Source organism: Streptomyces synnematoformans (assembly GCF_039531005.1).
GTDB classification, from domain to species: domain Bacteria; phylum Actinomycetota; class Actinomycetes; order Streptomycetales; family Streptomycetaceae; genus Streptomyces; species Streptomyces synnematoformans.
The window spans coordinates 1-16,877 of record NZ_BAAAPF010000031.1; the positions used below are offsets into that span (position 1 = coordinate 1).

Below are 16,877 nucleotides of genomic sequence, written 5' to 3' on the forward strand. Positions count from 1 at the left end.
TGGGTGATGAACAGCGCGATGCCCACGGCGATCGGCACCGCGATGGCCATCGCGACGACCGACGAGACGACCGTGCCGAAGGCCAGCACGGCGATGCCGAACTTCGGCGGGTTGCCGTTGGCGTCCCACTCGAAGGTGGTGAGGAAGTTGCCCTCGTTGTCCGCGAGGGCGATGGAGGCGCGGTACGCGAGGAACGCGGCGATCGCGGCCATGATCAGCAGCAGCGTGATCCCGGACCCCTTGGACAGGCCGGAGAAGATCTTGTCGCCGCGGCGGACGCCGCCCTTGCCGCCCGACAGCAGGACGTGCGTCGGCGGTGGGGCGGGGGTGTCTTTGTCGGCTATGCCGGTGGGTGGAGCAGTCATACGGGAATCTCCGGTCTGGTGTGGGGCGATGGCGCGGTCCGCGCCCGCGTCCCGGCGGCGGTGCACCGGATGGCCCCCCGCCGGCCGGACGGGGTGGTTCGCCGGCCGGCGGGAGGGCGGTTCAGGAAGGTCAGGACAGGCTGTTGACGGTCTTGGCGACCTCGGCGGCCATGTCGGCGGGCAGCGGGGCGTAGCCGACGTCGATGACCGACTGCTGGCCCGCCTCGCTGGCGGTGTAGCTGAGGAAGGACTTCATCGCGTCCAGGGACTCCGGCTTGTTGCCCGTGTCGCACGCGATCTCGTACGTCACCAGGGTGATCGGGTACGCGCCGTCCTCCTTGGTCGCGTAGTCCAGCTCCAGCGCCATGTCGGGCGCCTCGCCGACCCGCTCGCCGACGCCGATGGCCGTGGAGGCGTTCTCCACGGTGGCCGCGACCGGCTCGGCGGCGCCGGTGTCCAGCAGGACGGTGGTCAGGTCGTTGGCCTCGGCGTGCGAGATCTCCATGTACGAGATGGCGCCGTCGGTCTGCTTCACCTGCGAGGACACCCCGGCCGAGCCGGAGGCGGCCTGGCCGCCCTCGATCGGCCACTTCTTGTCCGCCTCGTGCGGCCAGGCGTCGGGCGTGACCGTGTTGAGGTAGGCGGTGAAGTTGTCGGTGGTGCCCGACTCGTCGGAGCGGTGCACCGGCTGGATCTTCAGGTCGGGCAGCTCGGCGTCGGGGTTCAGCTTGGCGATGGCGTCGTCGTTCCAGTTGGTGATCTCGCCGCTGAACACGTTCGCCATGGTCTCGGCGTCGAGCACCAGCTCGTCCACGCCCTCGACGTGGTAGGCGACGGCGACCGGGCCGCCGACCATCGGCAGGTTGATGCCCTTGCCGTCGGTGCAGACCTCCATGGACTTCTCGACCTCTGCCGGCTCCAGCGCGGAGTCGGAGCCGGCGAACGCCGTCTGGCCGCTGAGGAACTCCTCGATGCCGGCGCCGGAGCCGACCGGCTTGTAGTTGACCGTCACGTCGGGGCAGGCGGCCTGGTAGTCGGCGACCCACTGCTGGATGGCGTTGTCCTGGGCGCTGGAGCCCGAGGCGAGCAGCTCGCCGCTGCCGGCGCACTGGATGTCGCCGCCGGCGGGGGCGCTGCTCTCGCTGTTGCCGTTGCCGTTGGCGTTGTCGTCGCCGGAGTCGGAGTTGTCGTCGGAGCCGCACGCCGAGAGGACGAGGGCGCTGGAGAGGGCGAGTACGCCTGCGGCGGTGCGGTACCGGATCTTGCGCTGAGACTTCACTGGGGACTTTCCTTCCTGAGGCCGCACTCCAGAGGCGGCTTGATAACAAACAAATCGAGATACACGGGCATGTGGGGTCTAGGGCAGGTCCGCGGTCGGCGGCACGAAGCGGTAGCCGACGTTGCGGACCGTGAGGATGATCCGGGGATCGTGGGGGTTGTCCCCGATGCGGTCGCGCAGCCGGCGGATGTGCACGGCGATCGTGTTGGACTTCGGCGCGCTGCCGCCCCACAGCTCGGCGCTGATCTGGTCGCGGGTGACGACCTTCTCGGCGTTGGCCACCAGCAGGTGCAGCAGTTTGAACTCGCGGAGCGGCAGCTGCACCAGCCGGCCGTCGACCCGGGCCTCGAAGGTGGCCGGGTTGACGCTGTACGGGCCGGAGGCGACCGTCTGGTCCACGTCGTACGTCGCCGGGCTGGCGACGCCGAGCATCTTCAGGACCTCGTACGGCCGGTAGGGGCGGGCGACGCAGGCGCTCGCCCCCGCGGTGAGCGCCTCGACGGCGTCCTCCGCGTCGTCGGGGCCGACGCCGATGATGACCGGCGTGGCGCTGCGGCGCCGCAGCACCTCCACCACCCGGGCCCCGGGGACGAGCGGCAGCTTGGCGCTGACCAGCACGGCGTCGGGGGACTGCAGGCCGACCTGGAGGAGCGCCTCCGCCCCGTCCGAGCAGAAGACGACCTTCACCTGATGGCCCGACAGGTGCTCCGCAAGCTCGTGCGCCACCTGTTCGTCCGGATCGGCGAGCAGCAGCACGTGTCCGTGTCGCTGGCCGGATATCGCCGGTGTGTCCATCGGTGGGTCACCACCCCCTTCGTCGCGTCTCATGAAAATCCGTGCTGGAGGACTCGGCCGGTGGTGACGGTTAACTGAAGGTGAACATCGGAACAGGAGCGCGTGATCCCGTTATCGGCCCGTTATGAACGGCGTGATCCACGGCGTCACGCGCCCCCCGGATCACGTTCGCGCCCCCCGGGCCGGATCGCCTCACAGGCCGCCCGAGCCACCCGAGTCGCCGCCGGTGTCCCCCGTACCGCCGGGGCGGGCGCTGTCCTTCTTCAGCCGCTCCACATCGCGCTGCAGCTTGTTCTCCTGCACCTTGCTGAGCGGGATGTAGCCGGCCTCCGAGGCGAAGCCCGTGTGGTTCTCCACGTAGAACTCGACGAACGCCTCCACCTCGGGGCGCTCCAGCGCCTTCGCCGACGGGTAGATGAACAGCGGGCGGGCCAGCGGCTTGTACGAGCCGTCCTGGACGGACGCCGTGCTCGGTGCGACGCAGCCCTCGCCGCCGTCGATCTCCAGCGCGCGCAGCTTGTCGCGGTTCTCGGCGAAGTAGGTGAAGCCGAAGTAACCGAGGCCGCCGGAGTGCTCCGCGACCCCCTTGACGAGGGTGTTGTCGTCCTTGCTCGGGGTGAAGTCGGAGCGGGACGCCTTCTCCTCGCCGTTGACGGCCTCGGTGAAGTAGTCGAAGGTGCCCGAGTCGGTGTCCGGCCCGTAGAGCTGCAGCGGCTCGTCCGGGAACGCGGGGTCGACCTCCTGCCAGCTGGTCAGCTCGGAGCCTGGCTCCCAGATGCGCCTGAGCTGGTCGGTGGAGATGCAGTCGATCCAGTCGTTGGAGCGCGGGACGACGACGGTGAGCGCGTCGTTGGCGACGGTCAGCTCCCGGTGCGGCACGTCCCAGTTGGCGCAGGTCTCCTTCTCGAAGTCGTTGATCGGCCGGGAGGCGTCGGAGATGTCCGTCTCGCCGGCGCAGAACCGGTCGAAGCCGCCGCCGGTGCCCGAGGCCTCGACCTTGACCCGCACCCCGGTCTCCTGCCGGCCGAAGCGCTCGCCGGCGAGCCTCGTCAGCGGCTCGACGGTGCTGGAGCCGTCGATCGTGACGGTCCCCGTCAGCCGTTCGGCCTCCCCCTCACCGGCGCTCGCCTCGCTCTCCCCGCCGCAGGAGGCGAGGGAGGCGACGGCCGCCGGGGCGAGGAGGAGGGCGCCCAGGCGGGCTGCGGTCCGCTTCGTCTGCTTCGTGCTCATCGGCTCTCACTGCTCTCCGCTGATCGATTCGGACATAACTCGGGTCCTGTATCGAACTGACGGCAGTCGGCCATGCGGGGCGGCTTCGGTTAGCGCCGGGTGAACAGTGGACGACCCGGACATGACGCCGTTACGTATCCGTGAGGAGAGTTCGGATGGCGGAGTGAAAGCGCAGGTGAGGGCGGGTGTGTGCGAGGGCCGCGCGGGGGTTGCGTGCGGGCTGGGCGAGGGGCGCGCGGAGGGGCGCGTGGTGCGCGCGGGGGTCGCTAGATCGGATCTAGCGGGCGCTTGCCGGCGTCTGGCGCCTGAAGGGTGAACGGCCCGGGCGCCCCGCCCGGCGCCGGCCGAGACCCGGGAGGTGCCCGATGCGCAACGGCGAGTCCGGCGAGCGGGGTGCGCTCGGCCCGCACGGTACGACCCGTGCACCCGAGCCGCTGCGCGTCGCCTGCATCCTGGACGGCACGGCCGACGCCGAGTGCCGCCCCCCGGCGGTCGTGCCCTGGCTCGACGGCCTGGCCGGCGAGCGCGGCGACCTGGCGCTGTCCGTCGTCGACCTCGCGCACTACGACCTCCCGCCGCGCTATGCCGGGCACCCGGCCGGGCAGCTGCACTCGTTCACCGGGGAGCTGGCGCGGGCCGAGGGGTTCGTCGTCGTCACCCCCGAGTGCAACCGGAGCTTCCCCCCGCAGCTCAAGCAGGCCATCGACCTGAGCTACGACGAGTGGCACGCGAAGCCGGTCGGCTTCGTGTCGTACGGCTTCGGCTGCGACGGCGTGCACGCGGTGGAGCAGCTGCGCTCGGTCTTCACCGAGCTGCACACGGTCACCGTGCGGGACGCCGTCGGAATGGACCTGCGCCTGACCGATGAGAAGTTCCCGGCCGGCGGGTCCATCTACTCGGACGGGCTGGTACGCGCCGCCGGCGCCCTGCTGGACCAGCTCACCTGGTGGGGCCTGGCCCTCCGGGAGGCCCGCGCGGCGCGGCCGTACGTGGCGTAGCGGAAACCGTACACATACCGAACACACACATACCGAATGCTGGAGAACCTGGAGAGAACGACATGACCAACGACCCGTCCGGCCCGGCGATCGAGACGTCGGGACTGGTGAAGGTGTTCGGCGAGACCCGCGCGGTGGACGGCGTCGACCTCGTCGTCCCCCGCGGCACCGTCTACGGCGTCCTCGGCCCGAACGGCGCCGGGAAGACCACCACCGTCAAGATGCTCGCCACCCTGCTGCGCCCCGACGGCGGCGAGGCCCGGATCTTCGGCAAGGACGTCGTGCACGACGCGAACGACGTGCGCTCCCTGGTCAGCCTCACCGGCCAGTACGCCTCCGTCGACGAGGACCTGACCGGCACCGAGAACCTGGTGCTGCTCGGCCGCCTCCTCGGGCACAGGCCGGCCGCCGCGCGGGTGCGCGCCGCGCAGCTGCTGGAGGCGTTCGGCCTGGCCGACGCCGCGGCGAAGCAGGTGAAGAACTACTCCGGCGGCATGCGGCGCCGCATCGACATCGCCGCGTCCATCCTCAACACCCCCGACCTCCTGTTCCTCGACGAGCCGACCACCGGCCTCGACCCGCGCAGCCGCAACCAGGTCTGGGACATCGTCCGCGTGGTCGTCGCCCAGGGCACTACCGTCCTGCTCACCACGCAGTACCTGGACGAGGCCGACCAGCTCGCCTCCCGTATCGCCGTCATCGACCACGGCAAGGTCATCGCCGAGGGCACCAAGGGCGAGCTGAAGGCGTCCGTCGGCGCCGGCTCCGTCCACCTCCGGCTGCGCGACGCCGCGCAGCGCGCGGAGGCGGTCGCCCTGCTGGAGACCGCCCTCGCCGGTGCCCAGGTCCAGCTGGAGCCCGACCCCGTCGCGCTGACGGCCCGCGTCGGCGACGGCGATGGGGGTACCGCCCATGCCGGAGGCCATGGGGGAGGGCGCGGGGCCGCGGCGCAGGCCGCCGCCGCGCTGGCCGAGCTGGCCCGCGCGGACATCACCGTCGACAACTTCTCGCTGGGGCAGCCCAGCCTGGACGAGGTCTTCCTCGCCCTCACCGACCGCCCGGCCGGTGCCGAGACCCAGGAGGCAGCAGCATGAGCACCGCGACCGAGACCCAGACCCGCACCGAGGAACTCGCGCCGGTCACCACCGAGAGCCTGGCGGAGTTGCTCGTGGCCAAGGAGCGGCCGCCGCGGCCCAGCGCGTGGTCCGCCTCCCTGACCTTCGGCTGGCGGGCCGTGCTCAAGATCAAGCACGTGCCCGAGCAGCTCTTCGACGTCACCGCCTTCCCGATCATGATGGTGCTGATGTACACGTACCTCTTCGGGGGTGCGCTGGCCGGCTCCACCTCGGACTACCTGCAGTACCTGCTGCCGGGCATCCTGGTGATGAGCATCGTCATGATCACGATGTACACCGGCGTCTCCGTCAACACCGACATCGAGAAGGGCGTCTTCGACCGCTTCCGCTCGCTGCCGATCTGGCGCCCCGCGGTGATGGTCGGCTACCTGCTCGGCGACATGCTGCGCTACGCCATAGCGTCGGTCGTGATGATCGGCATCGGCCTCATCATGGGCTTCCGCCCGGACGGCGGCGTGGTGGGCGTGCTCGCGGGGGTGGCGCTGCTGATCGTCTTCTCCTTCGCGTTCTCCTGGATCTGGACGATGTTCGGCCTGCTTCTCCGTACGGAGAAGTCGGTCATGGGCGTCAGCATGATGTTCCTGTTCCCGGTGACGTTCCTCAGCGACATCTTCGTCGACCCGAAGACGATGCCCGGCTGGCTGCAGGCGTTCGTCAACAACAACCCGGTCACCCACCTCGCCTCCGCGGTCCGCGACCTGATGCACGGCGACTGGCCGGCCTCGGACATCGCCTGGACCCTGGGCTGGGCGGGCGTGATCGTGGCGGTCTTCGGCCCGATCACGATGCGCCTCTACGCCAGGAAGTAACCGCTCCGGCCGACGACCGGGTCCGTCCCCGCAGGAGGGGGCGGGCCCGGTCGCGTGCGTCTGCTAGGTTCGTGCGCATGTTCCTCCCCCGTGCATGAGAGCCGGCGCCGCCGCGCCCGCCGGGCGTGGCAGTACGCCGCCCCTGCACGCGTCTGCCGTTGAGGAACACCGCCATGTCCGCGCCCGTACCCGCGCCGTCCTACGCGGCCGTGCTGCGTATCCCGCACGCCTCCCGCACCTTCGCCGCCGCCCTGCTGGGGCGGTTGTCGTACGGAATGGTGCCGCTGGCGATGCTGCTCTCCGTCCGGGAGGCCACCGGGTCGTACGCCGCGGCGGGGCTCGCCGTCGCCTGTTTCGGCGCGACGAGCGTCCTGCTGTCGCCCGTGCGCGCGGGGTTCGTCGACCGGCACGGGCCGCGGCGGGCGCTGCCGCCGATGGCGGGCGTGTACGCGCTGCTGCTGGCCGCGCTGGCGGTCGTCACCGCCGGGGACGGCATGGGCGCCGCGGCGGCCGCCGGGCCCGCGGCGGCGGCCGGCGCGTTCACGCCGCCGCTGGGGCCGGTGATGCGGGTGCTGTGGAGCGACCTGGTGCCGGCGCGGCTGCTGGCGCGGGCGTACAGCCTCGACTCCGTCGCCGAGGAACTGCTGCTCGTGGCGGGCCCGTTGCTGGTCGGGGCGGTGGTGACCGTCGCAGCGCCGGCCGCGGGGCTCGCCGCCGGCACCGGGCTGATCCTCACCGGCACCCTGGCGCTGGTCTCCTCGCCGGCGGCACGGTCGCGCACGCCCGCCGGCCGCCCGGCACGTGGGACGCCGGCGCCCGAGCCCGCGCCTGGGCCCCCGCCCGGCCCCCGCCCCGCGCTGCTGCGCGGCAACCCCGCGATGCGGCAGGCCGTCGTCGGGGCCGCCGGGGTCGGGGCGTGCCTCGGGGCGCTGCAACTGCTCGTCGTCGCCTTCGCCGACGAGCACGGCGCCGACGGCCTCGTGCCCTGGATCCTCGCCGCGATGTCCGCCGGCAGCGCCGTCGGCGGCCTCGTCTACGGCGCGGTCGCCTGGCGCTCGTCCGTCGCCGGGCGGCTGCCGGTGCTCGCGGCGGCCCTGGGCCTGCTGCTCGCCGCCACCGGGCTCTCCCCGCACCCGTACGCCCTCGTCGCCTGGGCCGCCCTCTTCGGGCTCTTCGTGGCACCGGGCATCACGACCGCGTACCTCGTCGCCGACGCGTCCGCCGCCCCCGACTCCCGTACCAGGGCGGGCGCGTGGGTCAACACCGCACTCAACGCCGGCACCTCCGCCGCCACGGCCGCCACCGGCCTGCTGATCGGCCGCGTCCCGCTCCCCCTCTGCTTCGCCCTGGCCGCCCTGCCGCCCCTGCTGGCCGCCGCCGCCCTCGCCCTGACCGACTCCCGCCCCCTCGGCCCGTCCCGCGTCAGCGCACCCAGTTCTTGAGCGGCTCGGTGTCCAGTTCGAGGCCGACGGGATCGGGCAGCGTGACGGTCTTGCCGATCGGTACCGTCACGATCTTGTCGTAGCGCGCGTCGCCCGGCTCCGAGTGGACCTTCACCTCGCAGGTATCGCGGTCGATGAGCAGATACACCGGGATACCGGTCTCGGCGTACGCGCGTGGCTTGTCCGTGCGGTCGCGTTGGTTGGTGTCGGAATCACGGGCGGTGACCTCGACCACCATCAGAACATCATCGGGACTTGCCCATTCGCCCTGGCCGACGAACGTACCGCTCGGAGCAAGGCAGCCATCGGGCCGAGCGTTTCCTTTTCGATACTGCTCGATCCTCAGACCCTGTTCGGGGTAGAGCCACCATTCGGGATCGGACTGGATGCTCAAGCGCGTCAGCCACTCGATAATGCGCCCGTGGTCGCCGTCGGGCATGCCCTTCTCCCCGATCTTCCCGTAGATGAACTCCAAGCGCAGCGCCTCGTTCACACGAGCGCCGAGCTGGGCGAGCGCCTCAAAGTCCTTCTGGGTCATGACGGTCAGCGGCTCGTCGGCAACACCCATGGCGGACTCCTTCCGGGTCGGTGGTTCCTTACACGGTACGTGCCCACGTGCCGGACCGGCCTGGTGAAGTGCCATCTGTGCCATGCCGGGAGTCTGGAATTCATTCCGGCGTGCAATCACTCCATTGGCCCCGTATTCACCCTCTTGAGTGACCGCTCACCCGCCGCGGGGGGTCCGGCGGCGGGGGCAGTGGTGGGCGGCGTGGAGGAGGGTCTGGACGGCGGGGCCGGCTTCGGCGGCGTCGGCCAGCGGGGCGGGGAAGGGGAGGCGGACGTCGCGGTGGGTGCGGGGGTGTTCGAAGCGCAGGGTGAGGCCGTGCCGGTCCATCGCCAGCGGGTGCACGCGGACCACGCCGTGCAGCGCCGCGGGGTCGACGAGGCGGGTCAGGGCGTCGACCGCGTCGCGGTGGCAGTCCGCCATGTGCAGCAGCATCGCCGGCTCCTGGTCGGCCAGCGGGTCGGGGCGGGCGGCGGCCAGCTCGTCCAGGTCCACCACCGCCACGTCCGGGGTCGCGGGGGCCGCGCCGTCGCCCGCGGTCACCACCAGCGCCTCCGCCGGGTCGAAGCCCAGCGTCAGCCGGTCCCCCGCCGCCTCAGTCGGCTCCGGCGCCAGCCAGCCGATCAGCGTCACCCGGGCGCGTACCCGGTCCCGTACGCCCACCGGCGCGACGTCCGTCAGGTGCAGCCGCACCGGCAGGTCGCCCGTGGGCGCGCAGACCACCCGGGCCGCGAGCGCGCTGTCCGCGGGCGGGTGCAGCCGCAGCAGCCACCCGGGTCCGGCCGCCGCGCCGGGGCCCGCGCCGGGTCCGGCGCCTGAGCCCGCGCCTGAGCCCGCGGCCGGGCCCGCCGTGTGCAGGCCCACCAGGTCGCAGCGGAAGCCGTCGGTCTCCAGCGTCAGCGACCCCGCGGTCGCCAGGATGGTGCGCACCCGCTCCGCGGGGGTGGGCGCCGCCGCGAGCGCGCGTGCGTCGTCGGGGAAAGCCATGCCGGTCCCTCCCTCAGCCGAGCCGGTCGGCGTTCTCGATGGCGTCCGCCAGCCGCTCCAGCACCGGCGCGAACCCGCGGTAGCTGTAGCGCTCCTCCATCGCCCAGGGGGTCGTCTGCCCGGCCTCGACGGCCGGGAGCCGGGCCCAGGTGGGCTTCTTGGCCAGCTCCTCGGGCGGCATGGCCTGGGTGCGGTTGTCGATCATGATCAGGTCGGCGTGGTACTTGTCGGTGTTCTCCCAGCTGAGGAACTCCCAGAAGCCCCACTCGTCGGACTTCTTGCCCGCCACGAGGTCCACGCCGAGGTCGCGGAAGTAGTGCAGGTCGGTGTACGAGCCGGGGACGGCCACGTACATGTTGTCCTTGTCGCCGGTCATCGCCAGCACCTTGATCCCGCGCCTGGCCTTCGCCACCGAGCGCAGCCGGCTCTCGGCCTCCTGGAAGCGCTTCTTGTCGTCCTTCACCCGCGCGCTGTCCGTGTCGCCGCCGAGCGCCGCCGCCAGCTCCTCGTACCGGCGCAGCGGCTTCAGCAGGCTGGTGTGCGCGCCCTTGACGCCGATCGCGGGGGCGAGCGCGAAGATCTTCTTCCGGCTCTCCTCCGGTACGAACCACAGGTCGGGCGGCGGGAACATGTTGCTGACCAGCAGCTCGGGTGCGAGCGAGGCGTACTTCTCGACGTTGAACTCGCCCCACGCCTCGCCGAGGCTGACCAGCTCGTCCAGGTCCAGATCGCCCGCCTGCGGGTTGGGCCCGCCGTCGATCGGCTCGCTCGGGCCGAAGATCGCGGTGCAGGTCACGCCGTAGTCGTACAGCGCGGCGGCCGAGCTGACGAAGGCGACGATCCTCTCCGGACGGCCGTCGGTCTTCACCTTCTTGCCGCGGTCGTCGGTGAACGACCAACTGCCCCCGGCGTCCTCGGCGCCGCCGGAACCGCCGCTCGGGGAGTCGTCGCCGCAGGCGGCGAGGAGGGCGGTGAGCCCGAGCGCGCCGCCGGCGGCCAGCAGGCCGCGGCGGGAGAGCGGGGCGGGTGTGGTCGGGCCGGTGGTGGCCAAGGCAGTTTTCCCCTCGGTCGACGTGACTTAGGTGAGGCTAACCTAATATGCTCGACCGGGGAACCCGGGCCCGCGGCCCCGCGGTGCACGCCGACACGTGCGCGCGGAGCCGCCCGGCCCGGGGAACCGGAGTGCCCGTGACGGGACTTCGTCAGGCCGTACCGCGGTCGTCAGGCCGTACCGCGGTCGTCAGGCCGTACCGCGGTCGTACACACGGACCTGGGGGAGGTGCCGCCACGGGACCCGAGGGTGCATCGGGGCCGCATGAGAACGGTCAGGCCCTAGGCTCCGATGCGCCCGCCGCCGGAGCGCCAGACGTTGACGACCGCCGGGCGGTTCGGCCTGCCCGGCCCGTCCGGCCACACCGAGCCCGGGTTCTCGTACGACGCGCCGTCGACCTCGCCCGGGTGCTGCACCGCGACCAGCACGCGGTCCTCGTCCACGATGGGCCCGCAGGTCTCCGCGCCGACGGGAACCGTCAGGAACTGCTTCACCTGCCCCTCGTACCGGCCCGTCGTCGCCACGCCGAACAGACCGTCGTTGGCGCCCAGTGCGTTGCCGTCGGTGGAGATCCACAGGTTGCCGTACGGGTCGAACGCGACGTTGTCCGGGCAGGAGATCGGGCTGACCTCCTCCTTCGGGAAGCCCGCGAAGTACGTCGAGGGGTCGGCCGGGTCGCCGCAGACCAGGAACAGCCGCCAGCCGAAGCGGGTCGACGCCGGGTCGTTGTGCCTCTCGGTCAGCTCCAGGACGTGGCCGTGCTTGTTGGCGTTGCGCGGGTTGGCCTCGTCGGCCGCGGCGTTGTCGTCGACGCCGCGCCGGGAGTTGTTCGTCAGCGCAACGTACAGCTTGCCGCTGTTCGGGCTGGGCTCCACGTCCTCCGGGCGGTCCATCTTCGTCGCCCCGGCCTTGTCGGCGGCGAGGCGGGTGAAGACGTACACCTCCTCGGCGGTCATGCCGTCCACGTACGAACGGTCGCCGCTGGCCAGCTTGATCCACTCGCCGCCGCCGTCGAACTCGCCGTCCTCCGGCAGCGTGCCGCTGCCGTCGATCTCGCCCGCCGGGCTGTCGCCGGTGAGCCGGGCGACGTACAGCGTGCCCTCGTCCAGCAGCGTCATGTTGTGGGCGCGTGCCCAGCGGCTGTTGCCGCGCACCATGCGCTTGGCCGACACGAACTTGTACAGGTAGTCGAAGCGCTCGTCGTCACCCGAGTACGCCACGGCGCGGCCGTCGCGGGTCAGCCGGATGCTGGCGCCCTCGTGCTTGAAGCGGCCGAGCGCGGTGTGCTTGACCGGGGTGGAGTCGGGGTCGTACGGGTCGACCTCCACCACCCAGCCGAAACGGTTCGGCTCCTGCGGCTCCTTGACAACGTCGAAGCGGTCGTCGAACCGCTCCCACTTGCGCTGCGTGGCGCCGCCGGACATGCCGTACCGGGCGAGGCGCTGCTTGGCGACCGGGTCGGTGACCGCACCGGCGTTGGCGAAGTACTGGTTGAAGTTCTCCTCGCCGGAGAGCACCGTGCCCCACGGGGTGGTGCCGCCCGCGCAGTTGTTGAGGGTGCCGAGCACCCGCCGCCCCGTCGGGTCCGCGGAGGTCTTCAGCAGGTCGCTGCCGGCCGCCGGGCCGGTCAGCTCGAACTCGGTGGTGGCGGTGATCCGCCGGTTGAGCGGGTGCCGCGGCACGGCCCGGAGGCTGCCGCCGCGCCGGCCCCAGCGGCCCTCCTCCTCGACGGCCACGACGGACATGCCGTGCGCGGCCCAGGCGATCTCGACCTGCTCGCGGGTGACGTTCTCCGGGTCGTAGCCGGGGAACATGACCTCTTCGCTGGTGTACTCGTGGTTGGCGACCAGCAGCTGCTTGTCGCGCTCCCAGCGCAGCGGCAGCAGCGCGAGGAAGTCGTTGTTGTAGCCGAACTGGCCGGCCTGGGCGGCGGCCGTCTGGCGCGCCGGGTCGAAGGCCGGGGCGCCGCGCAGGACCGGGTCGCCCCAGGCGATGACGACGTTCTGGTCGTAGCCGTCGGCGACGGTGACGGCGTCGGCGGTGTTGGGCTCGACGGCGTCGAAGCGCAGCCCGCGGGCGCCGCGGCCGTGGCCATGCCCGTGGCCGTGCCCGTGGCCGTGCCCGTGACCGTGTCCGCGGCCGAAGGTGCCGGCCGGCGCGGGCGGCGCCGCCGTCGCCGGCGCGGCGCCGACGATCCCGGCGCCGGCCGCGACCACGGTCACCGCGGCACCGGCGCGCAGCGCCCGGCGACGCGAGACGGCACGGGCGACGATGTCACCGGCGTACTCGTTGTCGCTGGTGTTCGGAACCTCGTGGAAGCAGGCGTCACCACAGCGGTAGCGACAGGTCATGGCCGAGCGGCCGCCCGGGTGCGGCGAGCCGATGAGCGGCAGAAGTCTGCGCACGATCCCCTCCGGTTTCTGTGAGTTCGCGCCGGACGCTAGGCGCGGAGTCCCGCCGGGGAGAGGCGCGGACTTGAACTCCAGGTGAACCCGCGCCGGTGAGAGCGGGTTGTCACCGTACGTAATCGGATGAGTGCGATGGTCCGTGACAGTTAGGATTTCGGGCATGGCGGCCACTGGAGAAGAGCAGCAGGGGACGAGGGCGTACTACGTCTCGACCCCCATCTACTACGTGAACGACGCTCCGCACCTGGGCCACGCCTACACGACCGTCGCAGGCGACGTGCTCTCCCGCTGGCACCGCCAGCGCGGCGAGAAGGTGTGGTACCTCACCGGCACGGACGAGCACGGTCAGAAGATCATGCGCACCGCGGAGGCGCACGGCGTCAGCCCGCAGGAGTGGTGCGACCGCCTTGTGGAGGACGCGTGGAAGCCCCTCTGGCGGCATCTGGAGATCAAGAACGACGACTTCATCCGCACCACGGAGAAGCGGCACACCGACCGGGTGCAGGAGTTCGTCCAAGACCTCTACGACAAGGGCGAGATCTACCAGGGCGGCTACGAGGGCCCGTACTGCGTCGGCTGCGAGGAGTACAAGACTCCCGGTGAGCTGCTCGACGGCGAGGGGGAGTACGCGGGCCTGAAGCTGTGCCCCATCCACAAGAAGCCGGTGGAGATGCTGAAGGAGGAGAACTACTTCTTCAAGCTCTCCGAGTACGGCCCGAAGCTGCTGGAGTTCTACGAGGCGCACCCCGACTTCATCCAGCCGGAGTCCGCCCGCAACGAGGTCGTCAGCTTCGTCCGGCAGGGCCTCAACGACCTGTCGATCTCCCGCTCCACCTTCGACTGGGGCGTGCGGGTGCCGTGGGACGACAGGCACGTCATCTACGTGTGGATCGACGCCCTGCTCAACTACGCCACCGCCGTCGGCTACGGCGCCGACGAGGAGAAGTTCGCCACCACCTGGCCGGCGGACGTCCACCTCGTCGGAAAGGACATCCTCCGCTTCCACGCGGTGATCTGGCCCGCGATGCTGATGGCCAACGGCCTGCCGCTGCCGGGCCGGGTCTTCGCCAACGGCTGGCTGATGGTCGGCGGCGAGAAGATGTCGAAGTCCAACCTGACCGGCATCAAGCCGCAGGACCTCACGGACCACTTCGGCGTCGACGCCTACCGCTGGTACTTCCTGCGGGCCATCCAGTACGGCCAGGACGGCTCGTTCTCCTGGGAGGACTTCACCCACCGCTACACCAGCGAGCTGGCCAACGACTACGGCAACCTCGCGTCGCGGGTGGGGGCGATGACCGTCAAGTACTTCGACGGCGAGCTGCCGGAGGCGACCGCCGCGGGCCCGGCGGAGCAGGTGATCGTCGACGGGCTGGCGCAGGCGACGGCGGAGGCGGACCGGCGGATCGGCGACGAGCTGGACTTCGCGGGCGGCATCGCGGCGGTCTTCGACTTCGTCAAGAAGGTCAACCTGTACCTGACCGAGCAGGAGCCCTGGAAGGTAGCGAAGGACTCCGCACCGGAAGCCCCGGCCCGCCTGGCGACGATCCTCTACACCGCGGCGGAGGCCCTGCGCGGCGTGGCGGTCCTCCTGCACCCGGTGATGCCGGCCACGTCCCAGCAGCTCTGGACCTCCCTGGGCGCGGAGCCGGCCCTGGGCCCGCTGGCGGACCAGCGGATCGCGGAGGCCGGGCAGTGGGGCCGGCTGCCGGCGGGGTCGCGGGTGACCAAGGGCGCGATCCTGTTCCCGCGCCTGGAGGAGCCGAAGGCGGACTGACGCCCGGCCGGGCTGCCCGGGCCGACGCACCGTGCCCGGTCAGTCGGGCAGCGCCACGGTGAGAGCCACCTCGACGAGCTGTCCGGAGAAGCCCAGCTGGGCAACGCCCAAGAGCGTGCTGGCGGTGGTGAACGCGGGCCCGAGGGCGGACTCGGTGAGCCGACTCCACACGACTCCGAGGTCGTCCCTCTCGTCGCTCCGCACGTAGATCACGGAACGCACCACGTGGTGCGGCGGGGCGTTCACCGCCGCCAGGGCGGTGAGCGCGTTCGCGACCACCTGGTCGACCTGCGCCTCCAGGGCACCGGCGCCGACGAGGTCACCGTTCCGGTCAAGCGGGCACTGTCCCGCCAGGTAGGCCGTACGCCCTGCCGCCACCACCGCGATGTGGTGGTAGCCGGGCGTCTCGTGCAGCTGCTCGGGGTTGATGCGGGTGATCTTCTCGGTCATGCCCGCGAGTCTGCCGAGCGCGACCCCGGCACGCACCGCATTTTCCCCACCGGGCAGGCCCCGCTCCCCTGGTGCTGTGACCACGTAGGTTCGCCCGGTTGGCGGTTGGAGCGGTTGTATGTGCGGTGACGTCCGTTCCGATCGCTGGAGGTGTGATGGCTGGACGCGGCGGAGGCGCCGAGCCGGATTACGCCGACCGTGCCCTCCGACGCCACGCCGGGGTGCGCCGCACCGGTCTGATCGAGTTTGTTCGAGAAGCGGGACAGTCGGCGGCGCCTGCGCGAAAGATTGGCCCGCCGCACGGTCTTCGACCATCGCCGCGCACAGTGCGAGGTTTCGAGGCTGCATAGATCAGTCGCGCGTGAACGCGCGGACCGGCGGAGACCGTCAGAGTCTGTCGATCAAGGGAGCCTAAATGCGGTTACGTATAGCGCCAGCCCTCATCGGCGCATTTGCCCTCGCGGTGCCGATGACCGCCGTGGCGGTGGGCGCAAACGCCACGGAGAGCCGGCAGACGTCGAAGGTCGCACCGGACACGGCGCAGACTGCGGTGCCCACGGTGCCGATCGGAGCACAGCTGATGTCCGATGTCGGGCCCCTGCATGTCTCGAACGTTCGCGACCTGTCCAGGGGATCGTGCAAGTACTGGGCCATGAGCAGCCACAAATGGGCGCTGACATGGAAGTCCGCCGGCGGTTGTACCGGGCACGGCTGGGTGAAGTACAAGACCACCGGGGGCTACGAATCCCCTTGGTACCACCACGCGAACCATGAATTCCGCTTCACGGGCAGCACGATGAGGTGGACGAAACACAAGACCTGCGACGGCTGTAACGTGACGACGATCAACCACTAGTCACGCTGCACCAGGCGCCGGGCCACCGGCGCCCCACGGCTGGAACGTACCCGGAGTTCCTGGTCCCGGCCAGCGGGTCGGGACCAGGAGTTCGGGAGCACGGGATCGGCCCGGCGGGTGAACCGGCCGACCACGCCATCGGCCGGTCCCGCGGCGGGTTGATCAGCCCGGCGGACAGCTACGTCCTGGACATAGAGGTCAGCCGGACCCCCTTCCTTGATCCGAACGGCACGGCCTGGCCGGGGAGTTTGAATGCGGCCCAGACGACCTTGCCGGGGCCGTGGCGGTCGGTGGTGCCCCAGTCGTCGGCGAGGGCGGCGACCAGCAGCAGCCCGCGGCCGCGGTCGTCGGTGTCCGCGGGGGTGCAGACGCGGGGCCGGCCGTTTCCAGCGTCGTGGACTTCGATGCGGACGAGGTGTTCCTGCATGTCGAGGCGTACGAGGAAGAGGCGGCCGACGGGGGTGTGGCGCAGCGCGTTGCTGGCCAGCTCGGAGACGCACACGCGGATGTCGTCGGCCCGGTCCGCGGTGCCCACCAGCGAGGCGACGAACTCGCGCGCCCGGCGGACCGAACGGGGACTCCGGGCGAACATGCGCGACTGCGCGGTCATGGTGCGTACCTCGTTCCGGGGAGACCCGTATCCATGCCAGGTGGCCCGACGTAACGATGGCGGCCGGAAGCCGCAGCGAATAACCGGAACTGGCGTACGAACGGCCTCGCGATACCGTG

Annotated in this window: 15 protein-coding genes and 1 pseudogene; 6 read left to right on the plus strand and 10 right to left on the minus strand. The window is 71.5% G+C overall.

Annotated features, from left to right (window positions below; genetic code table 11):
- From ABD317_RS08345 to ABD317_RS08360, 4 genes and pseudogenes are all read right to left on the minus strand, one after another.
- Window positions 1–365 (minus strand): annotated as a pseudogene (locus ABD317_RS08345) (phosphate ABC transporter permease subunit PstC); the annotation flags it as partial.
- Between the two features lie 130 nt (window positions 366–495).
- Window positions 496–1,644 (minus strand): phosphate ABC transporter substrate-binding protein PstS, encoded by a 1,149-nt coding sequence (pstS, locus tag ABD317_RS08350; RefSeq protein WP_344289151.1) that lies wholly within the window; start codon window positions 1,642–1,644, stop codon window positions 496–498.
- Window positions 1,645–1,722: 78 nt separating this feature from the next.
- Complete coding sequence (locus tag ABD317_RS08355) at window positions 1,723–2,439, minus strand: response regulator transcription factor (protein WP_344289152.1); 717 nt, start codon at window positions 2,437–2,439, stop codon at window positions 1,723–1,725.
- Window positions 2,440–2,631: 192 nt separating this feature from the next.
- Window positions 2,632–3,669: a PstS family phosphate ABC transporter substrate-binding protein gene (locus ABD317_RS08360; RefSeq protein WP_344289153.1), complete on the minus strand. Its 1,038-nt coding sequence runs from the start codon at window positions 3,667–3,669 to the stop codon at window positions 2,632–2,634.
- A gap of 365 nt (window positions 3,670–4,034) precedes the next feature.
- Between ABD317_RS08360 and ABD317_RS08365 the strand changes: the two genes are divergently transcribed.
- The 4 genes from ABD317_RS08365 (at window position 4,035) to ABD317_RS08380 (ending at window position 8,054) form a co-directional block, all read left to right on the plus strand.
- The gene (locus ABD317_RS08365) at window positions 4,035–4,667 is read left to right on the plus strand and encodes an NADPH-dependent FMN reductase (RefSeq protein WP_344289154.1); all 633 of its coding nucleotides are present in this window, start codon (window positions 4,035–4,037) and stop codon (window positions 4,665–4,667) included.
- A 62-nt stretch (window positions 4,668–4,729) separates the two neighbouring features.
- On the plus strand, window positions 4,730–5,761 hold the full coding sequence (locus tag ABD317_RS08370) for an ATP-binding cassette domain-containing protein (RefSeq protein WP_344289155.1): 1,032 nt from the start codon (window positions 4,730–4,732) through the stop codon (window positions 5,759–5,761).
- Window positions 5,758–6,612, plus strand: a complete 855-nt coding sequence (locus ABD317_RS08375) for an ABC transporter permease (protein ID WP_027756247.1) — start codon at window positions 5,758–5,760, stop codon at window positions 6,610–6,612. Before ABD317_RS08370 ends, ABD317_RS08375 begins: the two co-directional genes overlap by 4 nt.
- A gap of 173 nt (window positions 6,613–6,785) precedes the next feature.
- On the plus strand, window positions 6,786–8,054 hold the full coding sequence (locus ABD317_RS08380; protein ID WP_344289156.1) for an MFS transporter: 1,269 nt from the start codon (window positions 6,786–6,788) through the stop codon (window positions 8,052–8,054).
- Here the strand turns inward: ABD317_RS08380 and ABD317_RS08385 are convergent.
- The 4 genes from ABD317_RS08385 to ABD317_RS08400 all read right to left on the minus strand — a co-directional run bounded on the left by ABD317_RS08385 (window position 8,035) and on the right by ABD317_RS08400 (window position 13,062).
- The gene (locus ABD317_RS08385) at window positions 8,035–8,622 is read right to left on the minus strand and encodes a Uma2 family endonuclease (protein ID WP_344289157.1); all 588 of its coding nucleotides are present in this window, start codon (window positions 8,620–8,622) and stop codon (window positions 8,035–8,037) included. The two genes, ABD317_RS08380 and ABD317_RS08385, sit on opposite strands and share 20 nt — an antisense overlap.
- 156 nt (window positions 8,623–8,778) lie before the next feature.
- On the minus strand, window positions 8,779–9,606 hold the full coding sequence (locus ABD317_RS08390; protein ID WP_344289158.1) for a DUF2470 domain-containing protein: 828 nt from the start codon (window positions 9,604–9,606) through the stop codon (window positions 8,779–8,781).
- A gap of 13 nt (window positions 9,607–9,619) precedes the next feature.
- Window positions 9,620–10,657 carry an ABC transporter substrate-binding protein gene (locus tag ABD317_RS08395; protein WP_344289159.1) on the minus strand — a complete coding sequence of 346 codons (1,038 nt, stop codon included), beginning with the start codon at window positions 10,655–10,657 and terminating at the stop codon, window positions 9,620–9,622.
- A 281-nt stretch (window positions 10,658–10,938) separates the two neighbouring features.
- A complete protein-coding gene (locus ABD317_RS08400; protein ID WP_344289160.1) occupies window positions 10,939–13,062 on the minus strand; it encodes a PhoX family protein in 2,124 nt (707 codons plus the stop codon).
- Between the two features lie 163 nt (window positions 13,063–13,225).
- Between ABD317_RS08400 and metG the strand changes: the two genes are divergently transcribed.
- Window positions 13,226–14,842 (plus strand): methionine--tRNA ligase, encoded by a 1,617-nt coding sequence (metG, locus tag ABD317_RS08405; RefSeq protein WP_344289161.1) that lies wholly within the window; start codon window positions 13,226–13,228, stop codon window positions 14,840–14,842.
- Between the two features lie 39 nt (window positions 14,843–14,881).
- On the opposite strand, the gene ABD317_RS08410 is transcribed toward metG, so the two are convergent.
- On the minus strand, window positions 14,882–15,292 hold the full coding sequence (locus ABD317_RS08410; protein ID WP_344289162.1) for a RidA family protein: 411 nt from the start codon (window positions 15,290–15,292) through the stop codon (window positions 14,882–14,884).
- 415 nt (window positions 15,293–15,707) lie between these two features.
- On the opposite strand from ABD317_RS08410, the gene ABD317_RS08415 reads away from it, so the two are divergent.
- Window positions 15,708–16,148, plus strand: coding sequence for a hypothetical protein (locus tag ABD317_RS08415; RefSeq protein WP_027756255.1), 441 nt, complete (start codon window positions 15,708–15,710; stop codon window positions 16,146–16,148).
- Between the two features lie 178 nt (window positions 16,149–16,326).
- Here the strand turns inward: ABD317_RS08415 and ABD317_RS08420 are convergent, their stop codons facing one another.
- A complete protein-coding gene (locus ABD317_RS08420; protein ID WP_344289163.1) occupies window positions 16,327–16,758 on the minus strand; it encodes an ATP-binding protein in 432 nt (143 codons plus the stop codon).
- Between the last annotated feature and the right edge of the window lie 119 nt (window positions 16,759–16,877).